The following is a 24912-nucleotide window of genomic DNA, read 5'->3' as shown; positions in this document are numbered from 1 at the left end:
TTCCTTCAGAGCATGCTGCGAACGAGGGCGGCGACTTCGTCGGCCCGCACGTGCGGGACCATGTGGTCACAGTCGAATTCGACACCGGTCAGATTTTCACCGAGGTGCTCGGTGAGCGCTGCCCGGAACTCGTCGGTGACGTACGGCGGTTGGACCTTCATCGCCTGAACCAGCACGGTGGGCATCGACGACGGAGGCAGCACGATCGGGCGAGCGAGTTCGCCCCACCCGGTCACGATCGCGGGCGTGGACAGGCGCCAGTTGACGCGTCCGTTGTCCAGTTCGATCAGGTGTTCAGCCATCTCGACGTCGAGGTCCTGGGTGGGAACCTCACCCCACGAGCCGTGAATCTTCTCGGAGTAGGCCTCTGCCGCATCGGTGTAATCCGGTGAGCCGATTGTGAGTTCGGCCACTTCCTGCATGAAAGTCGGATCCAACCCGATCGCCGGGTCGAGCAGGACGAGCCCACGAATGCGTTCCGGTGCGGTGGCCGCGAGGTGCAGCGCCAGCATTCCGCCGAAAGAATGCGCGACGATCACCACCGGTCCGGTGGCATGTTCGTCGAGCGTCTCCAGCAGGCTCGCCACGTGGGATTCGATGTTCCACGGAGGAGCCCAGGTGGAACGCCCGTGACCGCGTAGATCCGGCGAGATCCAGCGCGCTTCGGGCAGTTGGTTCTCGGCCATCGACTGCCAACGTCGGCCGTGACCGGTCAGACCGTGCAGCGAAAGGATCTCCGGTGCCCCGACGGGTCCGTAGAGATACGTATGGAGTGCAGACACGAGGTCAATCATGCCGGAAGCAGGCGATGTGTGAGTTGTCGGTGCGCTCTGGTGGAATGCCTGGGTGAGTGAGACGGCAACACGCAGCAAGGTCACCATCCCGCGGGCGCGGTTGGTGCACCGAACTGCGCCGTCTCCGATACCCCGAACATGGGACGAAGGGACGGCCCGGCTGTTCGCGCCGCCGTCCGAGGATCCTTTCCAACTCGCGTTCGGCCCTGTTTCATTCGGCTCGGGGGCCGCCTGGAGTCCCTGGCAGGTACTCGGCAGCCCCGGAACGGGCAAGACGTCCCTTCTCGTGGATCTGGCAGTGCAGAAGATCTCCGGTGGCGAAGATCCTGAATCGGTCCTGGTGCTCACCCAGTCGCGCCGGGCAGCGACGCAGGTCCGCGAGCAGATCACGGCCGGGTTGCTCGGGTACGAACAAGAACGCGGACCGCAGGCAACTCGTGAGCCGTTGGTCCGCACCGTTCACTCGTACGCCTTTGCCGTACTCCGGCTTCAAGCCGCAGCGCACGGCAACGCGCCGCCACGCCTGATCACCGGCGCCGAGCAGGACTCGGTGCTCCGAGAGATGTTGCGCGGCGACATCGAAGACGGTGCGCTCCGGTGGCCGGAGCGCCTGCGACCCGCATTGGGTTTGAACGGCTTTGCCGTCGAACTTCGAGATCTGATGTTGCGAGCGAACGAGCGCGGACTCGGTCCCGAAGATCTGGTCAAGCTCGGCAAGAAGCGTGGACGTCCGGAGTGGGTGGCGGCCGGGCGGTTCGCCGAGGCCTACGAGCAAGGCGTGCTGCTGCGCGGCAGTGTCGGTGTCGAGGCTCCGGAGGCGACGGCGCCGGCACTCGACGCGGCCGAGTTGATCGGTGCGGCATTGACCGCGTTCGCCACCGATCCCGAATTGCTTCGCTCCGAGCGCGCTCGGATCCGGCACCTACTCGTCGACGACGCACAACATCTGGATCCGCAGGCGGCGCAGCTGGTTCGGCTGATCGGAACCGCAACTGCGGGCACGGTCATCGCCGGTGATCCCGATCAGTCGGTCTTCGGGTTCCGCGGTGCGGATTCGGCGTTCCTACTCGGACTCGCCGAGCGCGGAGACGAGCGCCAGATCGTCCTGCCCACCACGTTTCGCAACAACGCCGACGTCGCGTCGATCGCGGCGAAGATCGCTGCGCGGCTGCCCGGCAACCTCGCTCATCGCATCGCGGTTCCATCCGATCTCACCGATGAGGACCCGGGGCGGGCGTCGGTGCGGGTTCTCGGTACGACGGCCAAAGAAGCGGCAGTCGTCGCAGATACCTTGCGCCGGGCGCATCTGCTGGACGGGATTGCTTGGTCCGACATGGCCGTCATCGTTCGGTCGGTCCCGCGCACTCTCGCCCCTCTCCGGCGAGCCCTGCTCGCGGCCGGGGTACCCGTCACGACCGCTGCCACCGAATTGCCGCTGGCCAGGCAACACGGAGTGTCCGGCCTGCTGCTGGTCCTTCGGGCGCTCGGCGGCGATCAGTTCACCGGCGACGACGCGCTTGCCCTGATGGCCGGTCCCATCGGCGGCGCCGAGCCGGTCACCCTGCGCCGGTTGCGTCGTGGCCTGCGCCGGGTCGAGTTGGCATCGGGAAGTGATCGGGACTCCTCGGAGTTGTTGCGGCTCATTCTGATCGACGAGGATCGTGCGCAGTCCAAGCGCCTCATGGGCAAGTTGACAGACGTCGAAGCTGCGGCACTCAATCGCGTGCTGTCGGTCCTTCGCAAGGCCCGAGTGCCTCTCGAGCGAGGTCTCGGGGTCGAAGAAGTTCTGTGGGCGGCATGGCAGGCGACGGGGCTGGAACGACGCTGGGCGGCTGCGTCGGCGCGCGGCGGACCTATCGGCTCACAGGCCGATCGAGACCTCGACGCAGTCGTCGCACTTTTCGACGCGGCCGCCAACTACGTCGACCGGTTGCCGCGTTCGCAACTCGCCGGTTTCGTCGACTACTTGACCAGCCAGGAGATACCGACCGACTCGCGGAGCCGATCGGTCATCACTCCCGACGCCGTCACCGTGGTCAGCGCTCACGCCGCGGCGGGTCGCGAATGGGCGGTCGTGGCGGTGGCGGGTGTGCAGGAGGGACTCTGGCCGAGTTTGCGGGCACGCGGATCGCTACTGCGTACCGAAGCGCTGATCGACCTGGTCAACGGAGTCTCCGACGGCAGTGACTCGGCTGCCGAACGACTCTCGCGAACCGCACCGCTTCTGGCCGAAGAACGCAGGTTGTTCCTGGTTGCCTGTAGCCGTGCTCGTCGCCGTCTGCTGATCACCGCAGTGGAATCGGCTTCGGGGGACACCGACTTGGTGCCTTCGCGGTTCGTGGACGAATTGATCCGTGGTGACGCGTACTCGGACGATCCGTCCTCCGATCTCGACGTCGTTGCACCCGAGACCGGGGATACCCGGGTTCTGTCGCTGCCTGCACTGGTCGCACAGCTTCGCAGCGTCGTGTGTGATCCCGACATCGCGCATTTCGACCCCGAGAAGCATTCCCGGGCCGCTCGCCAGTTGGCACGTCTGGCTGCTGCCGGGGTACGCGGCGCGCACCCGGATCAGTGGTACGGCACAGCCGAGCCGAGTACCGCTGCTCCCATGTGGCAGCCCGAGGACGGACCGGTTTCACTATCGCCGTCCACCATCGAGCTTCTCGAAACATGCCCTCTCCGATGGGTGTTCGAGCGTCATGGCGGCAGCGACGGAGACAACACTCATGCGATCGCCGGTACGCTGGTCCATACCTTGGTGCAGGCATTGGCCGGCCGGATTCCACCGGATCAGGTCGAGAAGGCACTCGAAAATGCCTGGGAATCCATCGATCTGGGATCGCAGTGGTACTCGCGCCGCGAACTCAATCGAACTCGGGAGATGCTGGCGACGTTCACCGCCTGGATGAACGCAACTCGCGGTGAACTGACCGAAGTCGGCGTCGAGGTCGCGGTCGAGGGGGTCCTCGAACCACGTGAGGAGGGAGCGCCTGCGGTCAAGCTTCGTGGCCGGATCGACCGGCTCGAGCGCGACACCGAAGGCCGTCCGGTGGTTGTCGACGTCAAGACTGCGCGAAACCCTGTCAGCAACGAGGCCGCGCAATCTCACGCGCAGTTGGCGGCGTACCAGGTCGCAGCGGCCGAAGGTGCGATTGCCGGCGAACCGGGCACACAACCCGGCGGTGCACGCCTGGTATTCGTGGCCAAGTCCAACAAGAAAGACGGTGCGGCGCAGCGAGTTCAGCCGCCGCTGACGGCCGAAGCCGTCGAGATGTGGCGAGACGTCATCCACAACGCAGCGGCAGCGACCCAAGGGCCGCAGTATCTGGCCAGGGTCAACGACGGATGTAGACATTGCCCGGTGCGCTCGAGTTGCCCGGCACACGACGAGGGACGACAGGTGAGTAACTAAGTGGCTGCCGCGACGCAGAAGGCACGCCGACCGAAGATCGATCCTGTCGACCTGGCGGTCGCGCTCGGTCAACACCCGCCGACGCCGGAACAGGCGGCAGTCATCGCCGCACCGCTCGGTCCGACATTGGTCGTCGCCGGTGCCGGTGCCGGTAAGACCGAGACGATGGCTGCTCGCGTCGTGTGGCTGGTGGCCAACGGCTTCGTCGATCCCGAGGCCGTTCTCGGATTGACCTTCACGCGCAAAGCGGCACAACAGCTCACGTCGCGAATCCGCAAGCGCTTGGCGCGACTGGCGGGTTCGGACGTTCTGCGGGCACTCGACCCGACCGGCGGAGTGCGTTCCCGGATTCTGGCCGGGGAACCCGAAGTCAGTACCTACCATGCTTACGCGGGACGGTTGCTGTCCGAGCACGGACTGCTGTTGCCGATCGAACCCTCGGCGACGCTGTTGTCCGAGACCGAACTGTGGCAGGTTGCGCACCGCGTCGTGAGCGGCTGGGACAGTGATCTGGACACCGACAAGAATCCGGGGTCCATCACCGAAACCGTTCTGGCCCTTGCCGGTCAGTTGGCGGAGCACCTGGTCGACCCCGAGCAGTTGCTCGAGGCTCACACCGAGTTGGACAAGCTGATTCACACTCTGCCCGCCGGTCCGAAACAGCGGGGTGGGCCGAGCAAAGAGCTGTTGAATTACCTTGATGTGCAACACAAACGCATCGAGCTACTGCCCCTCGTTGCCCGGCTGGGTGAGACGCTGCGGCGTGAAGGCGCATTGGATTTCGGCAGCCAGATGTCGCTGTCGGCCCGTGTCGCCTCCGAACATCCCGAGGTCGGGCAAACCGAGCGTGAGCGCTTTCGGGTAGTTCTTCTCGACGAGTACCAGGACACCGGTCACGCTCAGCGAGTGTTGTTGTCCTCGTTGTTCGGCGGGGGAGCCGACGGCCGGTTGGCGCTGACAGCCGTCGGCGATCCGATGCAGTCGATCTACGGTTGGCGAGGCGCGTCGGCGGCCAACCTGCCACGGTTTGCAACCGACTTCCCGCTTGCCAACGGAAAGCCGGCTCCGACGCTCGAACTGCTCACCAGTTGGCGTAACCCGCCGGAGGCTCTCGAACTGGCAAACCTGTCGTCGGCACCGTTGCGCCGACGCGGTGTGGCCGTCAGCACACTTCGTGCGCGGCCGGGAGCCGTCGCCGGAGACGTTCGACTGGCGCTGCTCGGAGACGTCGAACAGGAACGTCAGTGGGTTGCGGAGAAGATCGCCGAAGAATACGAGGCGGCTCGTGCCGAAGACCGCCCGACGCCCACGGCAGCGGTGTTGATCCGCCGCAACGCCGATGCTGCCCCGCTGGCCGAGGCTTTGCGGTCCAAAGGTCTGCCAGTCGAAGTGGTCGGACTCGGTGGGCTCCTGCACACACCCGAGGTGGCGGACGTGATCGCCATGCTCCGAGTGGTCGCCGATCCGCTGGCGGGCAGCGCCGCCGTTCGGCTGCTCACCGGAGCGAGATGGCAGATCGGCGCGAAGGACCTCGCCGCACTCTCGCAACGCTCCCGCGAACTTGCCATCTCCGCCGGATACGGAACAGCGGGTGCGGTCACCGACGCCGAGGCGCTCACCTCGGCAGTTCAGGACGCGCTGCCGGGGGAGAACGCCGAGCAAGCAGGATTGGTCGATTCGATCTCCGATCCAGGCCCGGCAGAACGTTATTCAGCTCTCGGGTACACACGCATCAACGCGATAGCGGCAGAGTTGGCGTCGTTGCGCGAACGTATCGGCCAGCCGCTCACCGAACTGGTGGCGGAGGTCGAGCGGGTGCTCGGTATCGGAATCGAGGCAGGCGCGCGAACCCGAGTCGGTGTCGTCGGGACCGCGGGCCGCGAGCATCTCGACGCATTTGCCGACGTCGTCGCCAATTACGCGACGCGTCCAACAGCCAATCTGCCCGGGATGCTCGCATTCTTCGCGGCCGCCGAACAGATCGAAAAGGGCCTCACTCCGGGCGAAGTGGAGGTGGCGCCGGATCGCGTGCAGATCTTGACCGTGCACTCGGCGAAGGGACTCGAATGGGAAGTGGTGGCGATCCCGCATGTCAGCGACGGGGTGTTCCCCTCGTCCACCGCGTCCGGATCGTGGCTCGGAGCGCTCGCCGAACTGCCACCGTCGTTGCGTGGTGACCGGGCCGTCGACGCGGATTCGGCCGACGGAGTTCCGGTGCTCGACCTCGAGGAGCTCTACAACCGCAAGGACCTCGAGAACGCGATCACGGCGCACAAGAAGGCCTTGTCCAACCGTCGACTGGACGAGGACCGGCGGTTGTTCTACGTCGCGCTGACCAGAACCGAACGGGCGCTGTTCATCTCGGCGCATCACTGGGCGGAATCCGGTTCGGAACCGAAGGGGCCTTCGGAGTTCCTGGACGAGCTGCATCAGATGGTCACGGCCGAAAACGATGCCGATGAGGAAGACTCACGCGGTGCGATCGGCGTCGTGGAGGAGTGGGCGCCTGCACCGGAACCTGACACCGAGAACCCGTTGGCCGCCACGCCCCGTACGGCGCAGTGGCCGCCGGATCCGCTGGGTGCGCGGCGCGGCGCGGTCGAGGCCGGAGCCGCAAGCGTCCTGTCCGCACTTGCATCGCTGCCGCAAGACAGCAAAGAGACGGAAGAACCGGAGGACGATCCGGAGAACTGGGCCTCGGACGTCGACGTTCTCCTGGCCGAGCGCGAAGCCCGGGCAAACGCGCGTGCCGAAGTGATTCTCCCGGCGCAGCTTTCGGTGACTCAGCTCGTCGACCTCAAGGCAGATCCGGATGAACTCGCGGCACGGCTGCGTAGACCACTGCCGTACCCACCGAACCCGCTCGCTCGGCGCGGCACGGCTTTTCACGCCTGGATCGAGCGAAGGTTCGGTGCGACCCGACTGTTGGATCTCGACGAACTACCCGGCGCCGCGGATACCGGCGCGGGTCCCGAGACCGATCTGGTGAAACTTCAGGATGCGTTCCTGCGGTCCCCGTGGGCCAATCGCAGCCCGATCGAAGTGGAAGTTCCTTTCGAAACATCCATTGCCGGAACGGTTTTACGGGGTCGCATCGACGCTGTGTTCGCCGATCCCGACGGCGGATGGACGGTGATCGACTGGAAGACCGGTGCCGAACCGTCGGCCGCCAACGAGGACGCTGTTGTGATGCAGTTGGCCGCGTATCGGGTGGCCTGGGCCGAATTGATGTCAGCCAGAGCCCGTTCGGCGGGGCGCAACGAACAGTTTCCGGCCGACAAGGTCCGGGCGGCGTTTCACTACGTTCGATCGGGTCGCACCATCGCACCCGAGAACCTGCCGGACGGTGAGGCTCTCGCTCGCCTCATCCGAACGGCAGGCGCGCAAGATTAGCTTGCGTTTCGACGAGCCTTGAGTGCTTCGGTCACCAGCGGAACCTGCAGGGGAAGACGTGCGATCGAACCGATCTTCTGCGGTGTGGACGTCTTCGGGCTTCGGCACCAGTCGATCGCCATCTGGATGTTGGCGGGGAACACGGCAACAAAGAGCGCGGCGGCAAGGCCCGCGCCGAGCTTGCGGGTCTTCGGCACGGCCAAGGCAGCGCCGATCGCCAGTTCCGCGACGCCGGACACCTGGGTGTAGGTGCGGGCCTGTCCGGGAAGTTGGCGGGGAACGGTGCTGTCGAAGAAGGAAGGCGCCACGAAATGCATGGTGCCGGCGCCGAGAAGGAGGGCCGACAAACGAAGAGCGGCCGCTTGGCTGGGAGTGGACGTCGAACCGGTGAAAGGCATTTGCCCAGCCTGCCTCACGGTGGACCTTCTTGCCACTACCGGCGCCACGACCCGCGCGCTATTCGGCGCCCGAGTTCCGAAGTCGATCTTCGAGGGTTACGCTGCCTGCCGATGTCCGTGTAGGTATTTCGTAAGTTCGAGTGAGAGAGTCGATGTATGGCCGGTAAGCTCCGGGCGCGTTTGACCAGGTCGGAAGCATTGACCGATCAGCCTGACTTCGCCCTTGTCGGGGTGCTGCGCATTCCCCAGCTACAGACAAGTCCGGCGCGGGCCATCTACAAGCGAGTTCTCATCGCGTTGGGTGCTCTCGGCGCCGCCGTGTTGATCGTGTACATCGATCGCGCGGGATACCGGGACGCACAGGACAACGAGCTGTCGCTGCTCGACTGCATTTACTATGCGACGGTTTCGCTCTCGACCACCGGTTACGGCGATATCACTCCGTTCACGCCGTCGGCGCGCCTGGTCAACGTCCTGTTGATCACGCCACTTCGGATCTTCTTCTTGATCGTGTTGGTCGGAACCACACTTTCAGCTCTGACCGAGAGTTCGCGTCAGGCGTTCAAAATTCAGCGTTGGAGGCAGCACGTGCGTAATCACACCGTCGTCGTCGGATACGGGACCAAGGGGCGGACGGCAATCGAAGCAATGCTCGGTGACGGTGTACCGGCGTCGGAGATCGTGGTCGTGGACACCGATCAGACCGTCCTCGATTCGGCGGCGAGCAAAGGCCTGGTGACGGTGTTCGGTTCGGCGACGAAATCGGACGTACTTCGATTGGCAGGTGCGCAGAATGCGTCGTCGATCATCGTGGCAACCAACCGTGACGACACCGCAGTGCTCGTGACGCTGACAGCCCGCGAAATCGCGCCGAAAGCCAAGATCGCCGCAGCCATCCGTGAAGCCGACAACGCGCATCTTCTGCGTCAGTCCGGCGCAGACTCCGTCGTCGTGTCCTCGGAGACGGCGGGTCGACTCCTCGGCATCGCGACCACGACGCCGACCGTCGTGGAGATGATCGAAGACCTGCTGACTCCGGAGGCCGGATTCGCGATTGCCGAGCGTGCCGTCGAGCGCGACGAGGTCGGCGGCTCTCCGCGTCATCTCTCCGACATCGTGCTCGGGGTCGTTCGTGACGGCCGTCTGGTTCGCGTCGGTTCACCCGAGGTGGACGCCGTCGAAGAGAACGATCGACTGCTCTACATTCGCCGCGTCACGAACTGAGTGTTACCGAGCTTCGTGCGCGCAGTAATGTCGTGAGCGTGAACGACTTCCAGCTGACCGAAACACCTCTGCTCTCACGCTCGAGCGTCGGCCGCGCCGAGGAATTGCGGTCGGACGCCGCTGCACTGACGACGGGTTGGGCGGACGCACTGCTCCTCCGTGTGAATTCACGGGGTCAGGTCAAGGTGTCGCCGGAAGGTCAATTGGTCTTCGCCGAGGCAACCGAGTTGGGGCCCGAACCGGTGCGCGGCGCGGTCTTCCTGGGAATTCGGGAGAATCGCCACGTCTGGGCGGTGCGGGTGTCGCTGCTGGCGGGCACTTTGTCTGAATTGCGGATGCTCGGCGGAACACTCGACGACGCGGACGCCGGTTTGTTGACCGGTGCCGTCGCGATTCTCAACTGGCACGACAGTGCCGGATTCAGCGCTATCGACGGCGCACCGAGTGAACCCACGATGTCCGGCTGGTCACGCATTTCCACGTCCACCGGCCACGAGGAGTTTCCCCGAACGGATCCGGCGGTCATCTGCCTGGTGCACGACGGCGGCGATCGAGTTCTACTCGCGCGTCAGCCGACCTGGCCGCAGCGCCGTTTCTCGATTCTCGCGGGATTCGTCGAGGCCGGGGAGTCACTCGAAACGTGTGTTGTCCGCGAGATCAAGGAAGAAGTCGGTATCGACGTGCACAGCGTTCGATACCTCGGGAGCCAGCCTTGGCCGTTCCCTCGCTCGGTGATGTTGGGCTTCGCCGCAATCGGCGACCCCGCCGCTCCGCTGCTGTTCGCGGACGGCGAGATCGCCGAGGGCACCTGGTTCACGAAGGACGAGGTGCGCGCCGCTCTCGAACTCGGCGACTGGGGTTCGGAAGCGGACGCGCCACTGCTGCTGCCCGGGTCGATCTCCATCGCTCGCGGAATGCTCGAGAGCTGGGTCAAGTAGCAGCCGGAGAAGGTCTACAGACCCAGAGCCTGCTTGACCTGGTTGAGCGACGGGTTGGTCGCAACGCTGCCGTCGCCGTACTTCACGGTCGGAACGACGTGATTGCCACCGTTGACGCTGCCGACGAAATCGGCTGCTGCCGGATCGTTCTCGATGTCGATCTCGGTGTACTCGATCCCCGACGCGTTGAGCTGCGTCTTGAGGCGACGGCAGTAGCCGCACCACGTGGTCGAGTAGATGGTCAGGGCAGGCGCATTTCCGGTAGAAGTCACGGCCGATATAACACCACGACCGAGAGCGTTGTTCCGTATCGGCCCGTGTTCTCTTGCCCACATACCGTCGGGCGCGGCGAATGGAGTGTCGGAACGTCCTGCCATGATGGTCCCCATGCCTGCGGACACCGGACTGGATCCAGAACAATCGGCCGCCGTGCTCGCGCCACGCGGCCCGGTATGTGTCCTCGCGGGCGCTGGAACAGGCAAAACCCGCACCATCACGCGCCGGATCGCTCATCTGGTTGCCGACGGTCACGTGTCGGCCGGTCAGGTGCTTGCCGTGACGTTCACCGCTCGTGCGGCCGGGGAAATGCGTGGACGTCTCCGTGAGCTGGGCGTCGGCGGGAGTGGGCCGCAGGTGCAGGCTCGAACTTTTCACGCTGCTGCTCTCCGTCAACTGAAGTACTTCTGGCCGCAGGTTGTCGGCGACACGCCGTGGCGTCTGCTGGACCGAAAGTTCGCCGTTGTCAGCAGTGCCGCAGCCCGGGTGGGATTGTCCACCAGCACGGAAAGCGTCCGCGACCTCGCCAGTGAAATCGAGTGGTCGAAGGCGTCGCTGATCGCGCCGGAGGATTACCCACGCGCGATCGCCAAGATTCGCCGTGAGGCACCGGTCGATGCCACCAAGGTGGCCCAGGTGTATGCCGCATACGAAGAGCTGAAAGCACGCGGCCAGGACGGCATGCTGCTTGATTTCGACGATCTCCTACTGCACACGGCGGCAGCTCTCGAAGAGCATTCGACAGTCGCCGACGAGTTCCGCGAGCGGTATCGCTGCTTCGTCGTGGACGAGTATCAGGACGTCACCCCACTGCAGCAGCGTGTGCTCGACGCCTGGCTGGGCGACCGAGACGATCTGACCGTGGTGGGCGATGCGAATCAGACCATCTACTCCTTCACCGGAGCCACCCCCAACTATCTGTTGGACTTCTCCCGGAAATTCCCCGAAGCGACCGTCGTTCGGCTCGAAAGGGATTACCGCTCCACCCCTGAGGTCGTGTCGTTGGCGAACCGCGTGATCGGTGCGGCGCGCGGGCGGATCGCCGGGACGCGTCTGCAGCTGATCGGGCAGCGCGCGCCGGGGCCTGAGCCGGAGTTCATGGAGTTCGACGACGAGCCGGCCGAGGCGCTCGGCGTTGCGCGGGCGATCAAACGGCTGATCGCGGCAGGCACTCCTGCTGCCGAGATCGCTGTTCTGTACCGGATCAATGCTCAGTCGGAGGCGCACGAGCAGGCCCTGACGAAGCTGGGCATTCCGTTCCAGGTGCGCGGTGGAGAGGGCTTCTTCACTCGCACCGAGGTACGTCAGGCGGTGGCAGCGCTGCGTCAGGCTGCTGGACGCGACGACCTCCCCGAAGGTGCAGACAACGGCGAAGCACTGGTCTCACTCGTCCGCGCTGTGCTCGCGCCGCTCGGCCTGACCAACGAAGAGCCTTCGGGTACTCAGGCACGCGAGCGCTGGGCGTCGCTCTCGGCTCTCGTGGCGCTCACCGAAGAACAACTTGTCCACGAACCTGAACTGACGCTCACCGGGCTTCTACAGGAGCTCACGGCCCGAGCCGAGGCGCGGCACCCACCGACCGTGCAAGGTGTGACGCTGGCCTCCCTCCACGCGGCCAAGGGACTCGAATGGGATGCGGTGTTCCTGGTCGGCCTCAACGACGGCACCCTGCCTATCCAACACGTTCTCGGCGACGCCAATTCGGGCGCCGACGACGTCGCGGTGGAGGAGGAGCGTCGGCTTCTCTACGTGGGGGTTACTCGCGCTCGCGAGCATCTGCAGCTGTCGTGGGCATTGGCCCGCAATGAGGGTGGACGCAAGTCCCGTCGCCGGTCGAGATTTCTCAACGGACTCATCCCGGAGGACTCGCCGGCCTCGCGCGTCGCCGCGCCGTCGTCGGGAAACAAGAAGCGTCCGCGCTGCCGCGTCTGCGGCAAACCGTTGATCGGGACGTCGGCGACCATGCTCGGGCGCTGCGAAAAATGCCCGTCCAATGTCGACCTGGAATTGCTCGAGCACCTCAAGGCCTGGCGTCTGGACAAGTCCAGAGAACTCAAAGTTCCGGCCTATGTCGTCTTCAGTGACAACACACTGATGGCTATTGCCGAACAACGACCACAAGATAATCGTGGACTGGTTTCGATCCCTGGAATCGGGCCGAAGAAACTCGACAACTTCGGGGAAGACGTACTAGCTGTCATTCGCGGTGAACTGCGAGCGGCAACACTCGATATCTGACAACACATCCGAATCGACAACGGTGAGTTACATAACCGCAGGTCAAAAATAGGTTGTGCAGATTCGGCAGATTCTCTACTCTGGTTTTCAGTGTTACGGGGCAACCTGTGCGCAGAAACTATCCGGACCGACACGAAATGGAGGTGGCAAAAAAATGACGAACTTGATCTCTTACGAAGCGTGCGCAAGCGCAAAGTTCGCTGTTGCCGCCCCCATGCTGCCGCGTGCAGCGGGATGGGCGCAGCATGCGCTCCGCCTGCGCCCTCAAGCAGCAGCAAAGAAAGCAGCTGTCGAGTCCGTGTTCTTAAGCCATCGAGGTATTTCTCGGTAGGACACATCCGTTCACTTACGGCCACGGACCCGCAGCCCCTGCGGACCGTGGCCTTTGTGTTGGATAGCCCTCTTCATCTGGTTTCCGACTCGGCTCAGGTTCGCACCCATCGAACCCATATCGTGCGACACAGTTTCGCATCCGAGCACTAGGAGACCGAGTTGTCTGCCCAGACAATCCGCGTGGAATCCGAAAACTCCACCACTGCAGTAACTTCCACCGACGTCACTTCGGCTGCAGTCACGTTCATCGAGGTCGCGTCCACCCGCCGCGACCTGCCGTGCCGGGCATCCAACCCCGATCTCTGGTTCGCCGAAGCTCCGGCCGAACTCGAGCAGGCCAAGGCACTGTGCGCGCAGTGCCCCATCCGTTCCCGTTGTCTCAGTGCGGCTCTCGACCGCGCCGAGCCATGGGGGGTGTGGGGAGGCGAGATCCTCGATCAGGGGGCCGTCATAGCGCGCAAGAGACCGAGAGGGCGCCCACGCAAGCAACTCGTGTGCGCGTGAGAGCCCTATTCGGCGGAGCCGGTGTCTTAGTCGGCGGAGCCGGTGTCTTAGTCGGCGGAGCCGGTGTCATCCAGAACCGGCTCCGCGAACCCTGGCAACCAACGAGTCAGGATTTCCATGTACGGGGCATATGCGTCCAACTGGGCGCATATGCCGACCGAACCGAGAAGAACACGGAAGATCATCAAATACTCGGCCGGAAGGTTGAGTGCACGGGCCGTTCGGAACTGCGCACTGTTGAAGTCAGTGGCGGTTCCGGCGGCCTTTTGCAGCCATGCCCGAGTGAAGTGAAATGACTCGGTCTGGATCGGGTCGGTGAAGGGTCGCAGGTAATCCGCGATCTCCTTGTCGGTCACCGTGCGTCCGGGGATCACGAAACCGTTGGCGCGCAACAACTCCGTCAACTCGTCGAATTGTTCCTCGACAGCCAAGCGCACCATAGTGCCGAGAACCCGTGGCAGTCCGTTCGGGAACGGCGCAGCAGCACCGAAGTCGATGACGCCGAGTCGGCCGTCCTCGAGAAGCATGAAATTGCCGGGGTGCGGGTCACAGTGGAGCAATCCGACACGGGCCGGAGACGCGAAGTGGAATTCGGCGAGTAGTGCACCGGCCGCGTTGCGCTGCTCCGGCGTTCCACTCTCGATGATTCTGGTCAACGGGGTTGCCGTCATCCATTCGGTCACGACCACTTTCGGCGCGCTCGCCACGACGTGCGGGATCACGAATTGGGGATCTCCGTCGAACTCTTTGGCAAAAGCTCGCTGATTGTTCGCCTCGATCCGATAGTCGAGTTCTTCCTCCGTGCGCGCGGTGAACTCCTCGATCACGGGCCGTACGTCGACACCGGGCATGACCGAACCGAAGAGACCGGCAAATCTGCCCAGGGTCTTGAGATCGGCGCGTAGAGCTTCGTCGGCGCCGGGGTACTGAACTTTCACGGCTACGTCGCGGCCGTCCGCCCAGACGGCTCGGTGAACCTGCCCGATGCTTGCCGACGCGGTCGGTTCATCGTCGAACGACTGGAATCGGTCGCGCCACTTGGTTCCGAGTTGCTGGTCGAGCATCTTGTGTACTTGCTTGGTCGGCAGCGGCGGGGCGGCGGCCTGGAGCTTGTTCAGCGACTCGCGGTACGGCTCGGCGAATTCCTCCGGAATTGCCGCCTCCATGACGCTGAGCGCTTGGCCCAGCTTCATCGCGCCGCCCTTGAGTTCGCCCAGCACCGCGAACAGTTGCTCGGCGGCCTTCGCGCTCAACTGCGCGTCGATCTCGCCTTTGTCGCCGCCGGCGAGCTTGCGTCCGAAGCCCATGGCGGCGCGACCGGCCATCCCCAGGGGGATGCTCGCGAGTTTGGCAGTACGGGCAGAACTCTTGCGTGGGATCTCGGACACCACACCATCATGTCTGACTGGGGCGTCCTTTGCCCGAAACAGGTGCCAGGTATTGGCAACTGCAGGATATTTGCCGAGGCCAGCGCCTGGTTGTGATCCGATACGGACGGAGCGCGATCTCGAGCGTCGACGACAGACTGGCCGCATGCGTCGCCGCTGTCTCGGATAATGCGGAGTCGATCTCGGCCAGGGCCAGCGCGACACTTGCATGGATCATCGCCGATTCCGCGTGGCCGGCGCTGCCGAGTAGCTGCGCGGACAGATGAAGCCAATGAGGGTCGAGTTCGGATCGGAGGATGTCGGCGCACCGCAGGCAACTCGACTGACCAGGCAGGACAAGAGGACCGACCACACCGTTGCCGTCGCGGATGCGGACGGAAAGGTGGGGGAGTCCACAGCGAACGAGATCGCTGACCAGACGAGGATCAGTCACGACGTCGTCGGCCAGGACCACCAGTTGTTCGTTCCACGTGCGCACGACGTCGGTGTTGCGATACCCGCGCGAGCGACGCGTGCTGACCCCGCCGGTGACCAGTGCGCGCTCGATGGCATCAGAGAGCGGACCGACACCGTGAATCCGGACCGTCGCGGTGCTTCTGCGGGCAGTGTGGGCGAAACCGGAATCGGCGAGTTGCTCGAGCAACTCCTCCGTCACGGATGTGGGAATCCCGAGCCTCGACGCTTCCCAGAGGATGTTTGCGCGGGATCTCGAGCCGTCCATTTTGCGCAGGATCGACTTCACCGCGCGATCGTCGACCCCGACAGGCAGAGTCAGTAGGACGGCACGTCCGGGGGTCCATCCCAGCTGCAGTCGACCATCCGGGCGCGACAGAACAGCGATCCGCGGGTCCCATCGAGGTCCCGCGGATCGCTGTGAAGTGCTGTCTTGTCTGGTGTCGTCGTGTGTGTGACCGGTCATCATTCGATGCTGGCACGACGGGCCCTCGGCGAGTCCCCGTCAGCGGCAGTTATCCACAGGCGGTCATCGCGGCTGATCTGCGAAAATCGGTCGAGAAGGGATTACTTCTCTTCGTCGTCCTCGCGGGTCTTGTCCATCGCTTCCTCGGCCGCACGCTCTTTTGCCACGACGGCTTCGAGCTGGGCTATCGGGTCGTCGAAATTACCGGCTTCGCCGGCGCCGAGGACACGGGCGACAAATCCGTCCGGTGCGTCGAGATCGCTCGAATCGGGCATCAGGTCGGGATGCGACCAGACGCCGTCGCGAACGTCCATACCGGCTTCCGCAGTGAGCTTCTGCCACAAACCAGCCGCTTCACGGACCTTGCGAGGACGAAGTTCGAGTCCGACCAGCGTCGCAAAGGTCTGCTCGGCGGGGCCGCCGGTAGCGCGGCGACGCCGCAACGTCTCACTCATCGCGGCAACACCAGGCAGTCGCTCGCCGAGTGCGGCGGTGACGACCGTCTCCACCCAGCCCTCGACCAGCGCAAGCAGAGTCTCGAGACGTTCGAGAGCGGCTTTCTGCTCCGGTGTGTTCTGCGGCTCGAACGTGCCCTGCTGCATCAGCGCTTCGAGCTTGCTCGGATCGGTGAGAGCGGATGGATCGAGGTCCTTGGCGAATTCTTCCATCGCCGAGAAGTCCATGGTGATTCCGCGGGCGTATTCCTCCACTGTCGCGAGAACACGCTGGCGCAGCCACGGAACGTGACTGTAAAGGCGCTGATGAGCGGCTTCCCGCGCGGCGAGGAAGACCAGAACTTCCTGATGCGGCTGTTCGAGACCCTCACTGAAAGCCTGAACCGCAGCCGGGAGAAGGGCCGCGGTGCCTTCGGGGCCGAGGGGCAGGCCGATGTCAGTGGAGGAGAGCACCTCGGTGGACAGTTGGCCGAGTGCCTGGCCCAATTGCGAGCCGAACGCGAGTCCGCCCATCTGGCCGAGCATGCCCAGCATCGGGCCAGCCATCTGCTGTGCTTCGGCCGGAAGACCCTGGACCCACATGCCCGCTACCTTCTCGGCCACCGGATCACAGAGTCGCTTCCAGGTGTCGATCGTGTTGTCGAGCCAGTCGTTCGGAGTCCACGCAAGAGTGCGGCTCGCTCCGGCAGGGAGCGTTGTCGCGGCGTCCAGCCACATCTCGGCCAGGTGCGCGGCGTCGGCGATCGCCTTGACGTTGCCCTCGGTGATCGGTGTGACCGATCCGATCTGTTGGCGTGCCAGCTTCTTGGCGATGTCGTAGTTGACCGGGCCGGACGTACCGCCCTGGCCCATCGACGAGCCCATTCCGCTCAGCATCTGCCCGAACTGGGTGAGCATCTGGCCGAGCTGAGCCGGATCGAATCCCTCACCGCCCGCGCCGAACCCGAACGGCATGTCACCACCCCCGAACGGATTGCCACCCGCCGCGTTCTTGTCGCGATCGGGATCGTCGTCGGAGTTGGAGAAGCCGAACGGCATATTGCTCATACCTCAACGGTACAAGGCTCGAGCGGTCGGAGTCGCCCTCCGAGTCACGCTGACGGCGAACACGCACGGCGCTCAGGCGGTGCGATCGGTGCTCCGGAGCCTTCGCGCTTTACTCTGGATCAGGTGAATCGACGGATAGTGACGCTCTTGGCCGCACTCGCACCCATCGTCGTGTTGGGAGTCGTCGGAACAATGGTCACTGTTCCTTATGTCGCACTCGGTCCGGGCCCCACCTTCAACACGCTCGGCGACGTCGACGGTAAGCCCGTCGTGGACATCCAGGGGACCGAGGTCGATCCCACCGACGGCAACCTCAACATGACAACGGTGTCGGTTCGCGACGGCCTCAACATCTTCGAAGCGTTCGGACTGTGGGCGAGTGGCAGCAACGGACTCGTCCCTCGCTCGGAGATCTATCCGCCCGAGAAGTCGAAGGAAGAGATTCAGCAGGCCAACACGGCCGACTTCCAGCAATCCGAGGACAGTGCCGAGTTGGCGGCACTGCACTTTCTCGGCAAGCCGGTGGCACTGACTGTTTCGAAGGTGACTCCGGACGGTCCCGCTGCGGGTGCCCTGCAAGAAGGCGACGTCCTGGTCAAGATCGGCGACACTCCGGTAACCACCATCACCGGCGTTCAGGACACGGTCGGTGCGATCGCGCCCGGCACCGCGATCGACGTCACCGTCCTTCGTGAGGGTGTGGAGACCGTTGTGCCGGTCACCGTCGGGGCGCGGCCCAACAAGCCCGAATCGGGTTACCTCGGCGTCACACCCAGCGAGGTCCCGGACGTTCCCTTCACCGTGCAGTTCAATCTCGCCGACATCGGCGGTCCTTCTGCCGGACTGATGTTCACACTGGCCTTGGTCGACAAGCTGACTCCGGGGGAGCTCAACGGCGGAAAGTTCGTAGCCGGAACGGGCACCATCGACTCCGACGGCGAGGTCGGTCCGATCGGCGGCATCAGGTACAAGTTGATCGCCGCGTCCCAAGCCGGTGCTGAGACCTTCCTCGTGCCGGCCCAGAACTGTGACGAGGCGAAACAGAATGCGCCGGACGGGCTTCGACTCGTCAAGGTCGACAACCTGCCCGGCGCAGTGGACTCACTCGAGAGCCTCAACACGGGCGGCGACGCACCCCGCTGCTGAAAGCTGCCTGGCCGCCGACGACTCTGTCAGTCTTCTTCGACCTCGTCGAGCGTCGCGTACAGGGCGTGCACGAGGTGAGGTGCAAGACCGTCGTAGGTGAGCAGTTCCAAGTCACCGTACGGATCCGCATCCTCGTCGGGACGCATCTGTAGGAGCGACAGCGAGGGACCGTCACGGAGCACGCCGACGAACAGTCGAGCCTCGCGTCGATCGGGATGCGCGTTGGCCGTCAGCCGCGCGACCTCGTCCGCCGCGTGCTGATCGGTCAACACCGGCGCCGTGGCGTGGTCGAGATCCGATTCCGCCTCGGGCGGCAGGACGACGATCTCCTGCACCAGGATGCAACCCTGCACGGACTCGGGCCAATGCGTCGTCGCCAGGAACTCGTCGAGTGCCCGTGAACCGCCGATGATGTCCTCGGGAAGCGATTCCTGTTCGATCGGTGTGTATTCGGCGCCCTCGGCGAGTTGGTCGAGCAGTCCGGGTTCGGCCGCGGCGAGCATTTCGGTGGGTACCAACGCGTACAGCTTCGGCGGCTGATCCCAGCCTTCGGCGTCGATGTGGTCGACAACTTCATGAACGCACCGGGCGAGGGCACTCGGTGATCTGCTCATATTCTCTTCACTCACACGTTCATCCTCCCACCTTCTGTCCGGCTCCCCGCTCTCCGTGTTGTCAACCCGTGACCGTTGTTACGTAGAGTGGTCGGAAACGGCCAAGTCCACTCGGGCGTGGCCGCAGTGATCGATGCAATCGGTTGCGACGCCACGGCGTCGCCAAATCTTGGAGCGTGGCACGTGGGCATGCGGCCCCCCGCAGGTTTACCCTCTCTGTCCAGACGCAGTCGAATCTTGTTGGTGGTGGCTGTCGTAGTGGCGGCCTTGCTGCTCGTGGGGCCGCGACTGATCGGCATGTACACGGACTGGTTGTGGTTCGGCGAAGTCGGCTTCCGCGGTGTCTTCACCAAGGTTCTGCTGACGCGATTCGTGCTCTTCCTGGTCGTCGGAATTGTCGTCGGCGCCATCGTGTGGCTCGCGATGCTTCTCGCGTACCGCGCACGCCCGGTGTTCGTCCCGGTCTCCGGGCCCAATGATCCGATCGCGCGCTACCGCACCACCGTTATGTCGCGTCTTCGTCTGTTCGGCGTGATCATTCCGGTAGCGATCGGCATCCTGTCCGGTCTCATCGCGCAGGCCAACTGGGTCACTATCCAGTTGTTCCTCAACGGCCAGGCATTCGGTATCACCGATCCGCAGTTCAACATGGACGTCAGCTTCTACACGTTCGATCTGCCGTTCTACCGTTTCGTTCTCAACTGGTTGTTCGTCTCGATCCTGCTGGCTTTCGTGGCAAATCTGATCACCCACTACGTTTTCGGTGGAATCAAATTGGCCGGACGAGCGGGGACGTTCACTACCGCCGCTCGTGTGCAGTTGGCTGTTCTGGCCGGCACTTTCGTGCTGTTGAAGGCCGTCGCCTACTGGCTCGATCGCTACTCGTTGCTTTCGAGCGGCCGTAAAGAGCCGACGTTCACCGGCCCGGGGTACACGGACATCATGGCTGTGCTCCCGGCAAAGCTGATATTGATGTCCATCGCGATCATCTGTGCTTTGGCTTTCTTCGCTGCGATCTTCACCCGCGACCTTCGTATCCCGGCTATGGCCGTTGCTCTGCTGGTTCTCTCGTCCGTGCTCGTAGGCGCAGTCTGGCCGATGATCGTCGAGCAGTTCTCCGTCAAGCCCAACGCGGCGGACAAGGAGAGTACGTACATCGAGCGGAACATCGCGGCCACCAGGCAGGCCTACGGAATCACGGACGACAAGGTCACATATCAGCCTTACTCGGGTGACGGCGACGCAATTCCGCGCGAGGTGCCGGCAGACGTCACCACTATTGCCAATGCTCGTCTCCTCGATCCGAACATTCTGTCGCCCACTTTCACCCAGCAGCAACAGCGTCAGAACTTCTACGGGTTCCCGCCCTCGCTCGACATCGATCGCTACGACATCGACGGTGAGATGCGCGACTACATCGTGGCGGCGCGTGAGATCTCACCGAACAACCTGCAGGGAAACCAGACGGACTGGATCAACAAGCACACGGTCTACACCCACGGCGACGGCTTGGTGGCCGCTCCGGCGAACAAGATCACTGCGCCGGTCCTGGACCCGACGAAGGACAACGCGAACAACAACAATGCGGGCTACCCGATCTACACGGTCAGCGACATCGCCTCGCAGGACGCGGGAACACAGGTCATCAAGGTCGATCAACCGCGCATCTACTACGGCGAGGTCATCGGTCAAGGCGCTGACGACTACGCAATCGTCGGTGGTGCCGGTGGTTCGGAAGCTCGCGAATACGACACGGAGCAGACCAAGTACACCTACACCGGTTCCGGCGGCGTCTCCATCGGAAACTGGGTCAATCGCTTGGCTTTCGCGGCGAAGTACACGGAGAGGAACATTCTCTTCTCGGGTGCCGTCGGTTCGGATTCCAAGATCATCTACAACCGTGATCCTCGCGATCGCGTCGGTCAGGTTGCTCCGTGGTTGACCACTGACGGAGATGCGTACCCGGCCGCAGTCGACGGCAAGATCGTCTGGATCGTCGATGCGTACACCACGCTGGAGAACTACCCGTACGCACAGCGCAGTTCGCTGGACGGACTGGTCGCGGACAGTGTGGATGCAACGACCGGTCGTTTGTTGCCGAAGAAGGAAGTCTCGTACATCCGCAACTCGGTCAAGGCAACCGTCGATGCCTACGACGGCACCGTGACGCTCTATCAGGTCGACGACAACGACCCGGTACTCAATGCGTGGAAGGGTGTGTTCCCGGACACGGTCAAGCCGCAGAGTGATATCTCGGACGATCTGCGGGCACACTTCCGCTATCCCGAAGACCTGTTCAAGGTTCAGCGGGAAATGTTGGCGAAGTACCACGTCGACAATCCGACCGAGTTCTTCACCAACAACGCTTTCTGGTCGGTGCCCAACGAGCCGACGGTGGAGAATTCGAAGGAAAATGAACCGCCGTACTACGTGATGGTGGGGGACCAGGAAACCGGCGCGCCGTCGTTCCGGCTCACAAGTCCGATGGTGGGATTCCAGCGAGACTTCCTGTCGGCTTACATCACCGTGAATTCGGATCCGAAGGACTACGGCAAGATCACTGTTCTGCAGTTGCCCGTCAACAAACAGACGCAGGGTCCGTCACAGTCGCAGAACTCGATGATCTCGGATGCTCGCGTGGGCTCGGAGAAGGCACTGCTGGAGAGAACCAACACGATCCGATACGGCAACCAGTTGGCCTTGCCGATCGCAGAGGGTGGAATTCTCTACGTCGAACCCATGTATACCGAGCGAAGTAACACAACGACTTCGTTCCCGCAGCTTTCCCGAGTTCTGGTGAGTTACCAGGAGTCTGCGAAGGCTGGCAGCAGGGTTCGTGTCGGTTACGCATCCACGTTGGCCGAGGCGCTCGATCAGGTCTTCGACAATGGTGGAGCCGCGGGTGCTGCCACCGCACCGGGTGGAACTGCCACGACGGAACCGCCGGCGGGAACCGGGACCACCCCCGCGCCGACGGCGCCGACGACGCCTACAGGTCCGGCATCATCGGAAGATGTGTCGAAGGCTCTGGCAGAGGTCAACGCTGCCATGGATGCATTGAAGTCTGCGCAACAGACTGGTGACTTCAGTGGTTACGGAGCCGCGCTGGATCGCCTGCAGAAGGCGGTTGACGCTTACCAGGCGCTGCCGCCCAGTTAGTCGACCTCGTTCGTGAGTCACAGAAGGCCCGCCATCCGATCGGATGGCGGGCCTTCTTGTGTTCTCAGGTGAAGCTGTACGAGCTGAATCAGCGCAGTGCTGCAACGATCGGTGCGTTGGCATCGGAGAGCTGCTGGAACTGTGCGGCGAAGCCGTACTGGCCGGCGAGGTCACGAGCGGTGTCGTAAGCCTGCTGTGCGGCGGGCTTGAGCTCGGCCGGGATCTCGATGGCGGGAGCAACTGCGGGTGCCTCGGCGACGGGAGCCGGCGCTGCGGCGGGAGCTTCTTCGACTGCAGGCTCGCTCGCGACGGTCAGACGCTGGCCGCAGACGGGCCATGCGCCGGGGCCCTGGCTCTGCAGGGTGTTCTCGGCGACGCGGATCTGCTCTTCCTTGGAAGCGTTGGCGGGCGAGCCGGTGCCACCGTTGGCGGTCCAGGTGCTCTGCGAGAACTGCAGGCCGCCGTAGTAGCCGTTTCCGGTGTTGATGTTCCAGTCGCCACCGCTCTCGCACTGTGCGACGCCGTCCCAGTTGTGGGTGGCTGCGGAAGCGGTGCCGGTGCTCATGGTGAGGGGCACTGCGACAAGTGCGCCGGCTACTGCCAATGTGCCGAATGCACGCTTGCTGATGCTGGTGTACGTCATGTCGGGGTAAATCCTCTCCGCGCTTGCTGACATCGGCGGGCCTGCGGGTCGGCGATGATGCTGACTTTCCCGGGCGCTTGTCTCTCCGTGTCTCTGCCCCTCGAAGGTTTCGGGGGTTCCGATCCCGCGGGGCAGAGTGGAGCAGCGGCGGGTCGGCGTTCGCCCGGTTGATTCGGGCCGGGACCGACCGTACGGGAGCGTCGAACGAGGGTCGATTCGCAATTTTCCGGACTGTCTGGTCTGCTCTCGACCCAAAATTTTAGCGTTTGTGCTGGTAGAGCCTTTCCGATGCCGTTTCGACGTACGTTCGTTACATGCTTGTTATGTGTTGATGCTCACGGGCATTTTGTGAACCCAGTCACCCGATTCTTCGACTTTCAGGCGTGTATTTCGCTCCAGCGCAGGCGATTTGCGTTCCGTTCACCTGCTCGTGTAACTTTGTCCATGCATCGCGGGGTGGAGCAGCTCGGTAGCTCGCTGGGCTCATAACCCAGAGGTCGCAGGTTCAAATCCTGTCCCCGCTACTAGAAAAGGACCGCCGCACTGGAATCCAGTGCGGCGGTCCTTTTTTGTGCGCAGCCGTCGTAGGGTGGCGACGTGCGACTCTCGAAGATTCTCTTGGCGATGGCGGTGACTACTTCGCTGGTGACCACCGCTCTGGCGTTCTCGGCAGGAAGCGCTGCCGCCGGTGGGCGGATCACCGATGCGAAGCGCGTGGTCTTCATCGTTCCGGGGCAGCAGCTCTACAACTCGGGAGAAACGCACCAGGCGACCTACCGCGCCCTCGACAAGGCACTGAGCGCTGCGGGCTACGAGACACACTTCGTCGACGCACCCGGCAAGATGATTGCGGCCGACGCCGAGCTGATTGCGGATTCGATTCGCTCCTACGCTACCGGCGCTGACTCCGTCGGGGTGATCGCGCACAGTGCGGGTGGACTGAGCTCCCGGTACTACGCGAAGTTCCTCGGTGGCTCCGAAGTAGTGGATTCATTCGTCGCCATCGGTGCGCCACAGTACGGTAGCCCCGGTGGCTGCGTACAAGGCCCTGCCGACGGTTACGACACCTGCATGTTCTCCGAAGTTCTCACCAAGCTCAATGCCGGTGAGGACACTCCTGGATCTGCCTACTATTCGGTGGTGCAGAGTTCGGGCGAGTGGGCGGACGGTCGGTTGGACGGGGGCCAGTGCCGGGTGTACGTCGATGGCGTTCCCGGGGCCGGAACCGGAGGAGACCACCTCACCGAGCTCGAGCATCCAGAGGTCATCTCGGGAGCGATCAGCGCTTTGGGGCGCGACTGTGTCGGTACGTTCGTGGACGAGAACGACGGCGACATCACCTGGCCTGACACGCTGTTTCCGTCATTTCGGTAAAGCTTCAGGTCCGGGTTGTTCGGACGAGTAGCCCGGCTACGTGTGCGCTCGCGGCAGTCCTCGCCCCCAAGGCGTCACCCGATTCGATGGCCGCGACTATACGTGCGTGCTCGGTGACGGCGATCCGCCGATTGAGCTCGAGGCTCCACATGTCCGAACGGTAGAGGTGTGACTGACCATCCAGACGATGCAGGGCTTCGCTGAGCGGGTGATTGCATGCAGTCTCACGAATCAAGGTGTGGAACTCGAGGTCGAGCTTCGAATCCCGACGCTGATCCGGCGGGCTCTCGAGAAGTTCGCGTTGCACCTGCACCATCTTGTTCAGCTGTGACACGGTTTCGTGCGTGGCATTGGCCGTCGCGTTGAACGCCGCGAGACCGTCGAGTACCTCACGCACCTCGAAGACCGCGCGCAGAGACTCCGCGTCCAGCGAATCGACTTTTGCACCCGCATTCCGTGTGTGGACGGCGATGCCCTCGTAGATCAACTGCTGCACGGCCTCGCGGACCGGCGTTCGACTGACATTGAGCTTGCTCGCCAGCGCGGGAACACTCAGTGGTGTCCCCGGCGCCAGCTCGCCCGAAAAGATCAGTTCGCGAAGCGTCTCGTGCACGGACTCGGTGAGTAAAGCTCGTTCGGTGGTGGTCATCTTGT

At 63.8% G+C, this 24912-nt stretch carries 18 protein-coding genes and 1 tRNA gene; 10 read left to right on the top strand and 9 right to left on the bottom strand.

Annotation, left to right across the window (positions count from 1 at the left end; all coding sequences use genetic code 11):
• Positions 1-5 precede the first annotated feature (5 nt).
• Positions 6-794: an alpha/beta hydrolase gene (locus tag ATN38_RS24795; protein ID WP_054187621.1), complete on the bottom strand. Its 789-nt coding sequence runs from the start codon at positions 792-794 to the stop codon at positions 6-8.
• 52 nt (positions 795-846) lie between these two features.
• Here ATN38_RS24795 and ATN38_RS24790 point away from each other — a divergent pair, with 52 nt between their 5' ends.
• Together ATN38_RS24790 and ATN38_RS24785 are read left to right on the top strand one after the other, a co-directional pair.
• Positions 847-4209 (top strand): ATP-dependent DNA helicase, encoded by a 3363-nt coding sequence (locus tag ATN38_RS24790; protein WP_218748862.1) that lies wholly within the window; start codon positions 847-849, stop codon positions 4207-4209.
• Entirely contained in the window at positions 4210-7602 is a 3393-nt protein-coding gene (locus tag ATN38_RS24785) for an ATP-dependent DNA helicase (protein ID WP_218695204.1), read from the top strand.
• Here ATN38_RS24785 and ATN38_RS24780 read toward each other — a convergent pair.
• The gene (locus ATN38_RS24780) at positions 7599-8000 is read right to left on the bottom strand and encodes a hypothetical protein (RefSeq protein WP_003942341.1); all 402 of its coding nucleotides are present in this window, start codon (positions 7998-8000) and stop codon (positions 7599-7601) included. The genes ATN38_RS24785 and ATN38_RS24780 overlap by 4 nt on opposite strands.
• Positions 8001-8156: 156 nt before the next feature.
• Between ATN38_RS24780 and ATN38_RS24775 the strand changes: the two genes are divergently transcribed.
• Entirely contained in the window at positions 8157-9224 is a 1068-nt protein-coding gene (locus ATN38_RS24775) for a TrkA family potassium uptake protein (RefSeq protein ID WP_003942296.1), read from the top strand.
• 38 nt (positions 9225-9262) lie between these two features.
• Complete coding sequence (nudC, locus tag ATN38_RS24770; protein ID WP_007731249.1) at positions 9263-10162, top strand: NAD(+) diphosphatase; 900 nt, start codon at positions 9263-9265, stop codon at positions 10160-10162.
• A gap of 14 nt (positions 10163-10176) precedes the next feature.
• Here nudC and ATN38_RS24765 read toward each other — a convergent pair whose 3' ends face one another.
• Positions 10177-10434, bottom strand: a complete 258-nt coding sequence (locus ATN38_RS24765) for a mycoredoxin (protein ID WP_218748860.1) — start codon at positions 10432-10434, stop codon at positions 10177-10179.
• A gap of 103 nt (positions 10435-10537) precedes the next feature.
• Between ATN38_RS24765 and ATN38_RS24760 the strand changes: the two genes are divergently transcribed.
• Together ATN38_RS24760 and ATN38_RS24755 are read left to right on the top strand one after the other, a co-directional pair.
• A complete protein-coding gene (locus tag ATN38_RS24760; protein WP_003942300.1) occupies positions 10538-12676 on the top strand; it encodes an ATP-dependent DNA helicase UvrD2 in 2139 nt (712 codons plus the stop codon).
• Between the two features lie 513 nt (positions 12677-13189).
• Positions 13190-13513, top strand: a complete 324-nt coding sequence (locus ATN38_RS24755) for a WhiB family transcriptional regulator (RefSeq protein ID WP_003942321.1) — start codon at positions 13190-13192, stop codon at positions 13511-13513.
• Positions 13514-13560: 47 nt separating this feature from the next.
• Here ATN38_RS24755 and ATN38_RS24750 read toward each other — a convergent pair whose 3' ends face one another.
• The 3 genes from ATN38_RS24750 to ATN38_RS24740 form a co-directional block, all read right to left on the bottom strand.
• Positions 13561-14904 (bottom strand): AarF/ABC1/UbiB kinase family protein, encoded by a 1344-nt coding sequence (locus tag ATN38_RS24750; RefSeq protein ID WP_172403528.1) that lies wholly within the window; start codon positions 14902-14904, stop codon positions 13561-13563.
• A 4-nt stretch (positions 14905-14908) separates the two neighbouring features.
• The gene (locus tag ATN38_RS24745) at positions 14909-15823 is read right to left on the bottom strand and encodes a hypothetical protein (RefSeq protein ID WP_065455530.1); all 915 of its coding nucleotides are present in this window, start codon (positions 15821-15823) and stop codon (positions 14909-14911) included.
• Between the two features lie 98 nt (positions 15824-15921).
• On the bottom strand, positions 15922-17322 hold the full coding sequence (locus tag ATN38_RS24740; protein WP_003942352.1) for a zinc-dependent metalloprotease: 1401 nt from the start codon (positions 17320-17322) through the stop codon (positions 15922-15924).
• Between the two features lie 123 nt (positions 17323-17445).
• Here ATN38_RS24740 and ATN38_RS24735 point away from each other — a divergent pair, with 123 nt between their 5' ends.
• Positions 17446-18468 carry a PDZ domain-containing protein gene (locus ATN38_RS24735; protein ID WP_054187616.1) on the top strand — a complete coding sequence of 341 codons (1023 nt, stop codon included), beginning with the start codon at positions 17446-17448 and terminating at the stop codon, positions 18466-18468.
• A gap of 26 nt (positions 18469-18494) precedes the next feature.
• On the opposite strand, the gene ATN38_RS24730 is transcribed toward ATN38_RS24735, so the two are convergent.
• Positions 18495-19097 (bottom strand): PPA1309 family protein, encoded by a 603-nt coding sequence (locus tag ATN38_RS24730; RefSeq protein WP_019747831.1) that lies wholly within the window; start codon positions 19095-19097, stop codon positions 18495-18497.
• A 168-nt stretch (positions 19098-19265) separates the two neighbouring features.
• On the opposite strand from ATN38_RS24730, the gene ATN38_RS24725 reads away from it, so the two are divergent.
• The gene (locus tag ATN38_RS24725) at positions 19266-22241 is read left to right on the top strand and encodes a UPF0182 family protein (RefSeq protein WP_030534991.1); all 2976 of its coding nucleotides are present in this window, start codon (positions 19266-19268) and stop codon (positions 22239-22241) included.
• A gap of 88 nt (positions 22242-22329) precedes the next feature.
• On the opposite strand, the gene ATN38_RS24720 is transcribed toward ATN38_RS24725, so the two are convergent.
• On the bottom strand, positions 22330-22884 hold the full coding sequence (locus ATN38_RS24720; protein ID WP_003942299.1) for a transglycosylase family protein: 555 nt from the start codon (positions 22882-22884) through the stop codon (positions 22330-22332).
• Positions 22885-23334: 450 nt separating this feature from the next.
• Here ATN38_RS24720 and ATN38_RS24715 point away from each other — a divergent pair.
• Positions 23335-23408, top strand: a tRNA-Met gene (locus tag ATN38_RS24715).
• 73 nt (positions 23409-23481) lie between these two features.
• Entirely contained in the window at positions 23482-24258 is a 777-nt protein-coding gene (locus ATN38_RS24710; RefSeq protein ID WP_042450097.1) for a triacylglycerol lipase, read from the top strand.
• 4 nt (positions 24259-24262) lie between these two features.
• Here ATN38_RS24710 and ATN38_RS24705 read toward each other — a convergent pair whose 3' ends face one another.
• Positions 24263-24907, bottom strand: coding sequence for a GntR family transcriptional regulator (locus ATN38_RS24705; RefSeq protein ID WP_007731273.1), 645 nt, complete (start codon positions 24905-24907; stop codon positions 24263-24265).
• Between the last annotated feature and the right edge of the window lie 5 nt (positions 24908-24912).

The sequence above is a fragment of the Rhodococcus sp. FH8 genome (assembly GCF_019266085.1).
Classification (GTDB): domain Bacteria; phylum Actinomycetota; class Actinomycetes; order Mycobacteriales; family Mycobacteriaceae; genus Rhodococcus_F; species Rhodococcus_F qingshengii.
The sequence above is the reverse complement of the archived record's forward strand: the minus strand, read 5'-3'. Positions and strand labels throughout refer to the sequence as shown.

What these genes read in the sequence shown, in the direction of transcription:
- ATN38_RS24795 (WP_054187621.1), bottom strand. Translation starts at nt 794, where the DNA reads ATGATTGACCTCGTGTCTGCACTCCATACGTATCTCTACGGACCCGTC.
- ATN38_RS24780 (WP_003942341.1), bottom strand. Translation starts at nt 8,000, where the DNA reads ATGCCTTTCACCGGTTCGACGTCCACTCCCAGCCAAGCGGCCGCTCTT.
- ATN38_RS24775 (WP_003942296.1), top strand. Translation starts at nt 8,157, where the DNA reads ATGGCCGGTAAGCTCCGGGCGCGTTTGACCAGGTCGGAAGCATTGACC.
- ATN38_RS24760 (WP_003942300.1), top strand. Translation starts at nt 10,538, where the DNA reads ATGATGGTCCCCATGCCTGCGGACACCGGACTGGATCCAGAACAATCG.
- ATN38_RS24745 (WP_065455530.1), bottom strand. Translation starts at nt 15,823, where the DNA reads ATGATGACCGGTCACACACACGACGACACCAGACAAGACAGCACTTCA.
- ATN38_RS24740 (WP_003942352.1), bottom strand. Translation starts at nt 17,322, where the DNA reads ATGAGCAATATGCCGTTCGGCTTCTCCAACTCCGACGACGATCCCGAT.
- ATN38_RS24720 (WP_003942299.1), bottom strand. Translation starts at nt 22,884, where the DNA reads ATGACGTACACCAGCATCAGCAAGCGTGCATTCGGCACATTGGCAGTA.
- ATN38_RS24705 (WP_007731273.1), bottom strand. Translation starts at nt 24,907, where the DNA reads ATGACCACCACCGAACGAGCTTTACTCACCGAGTCCGTGCACGAGACG.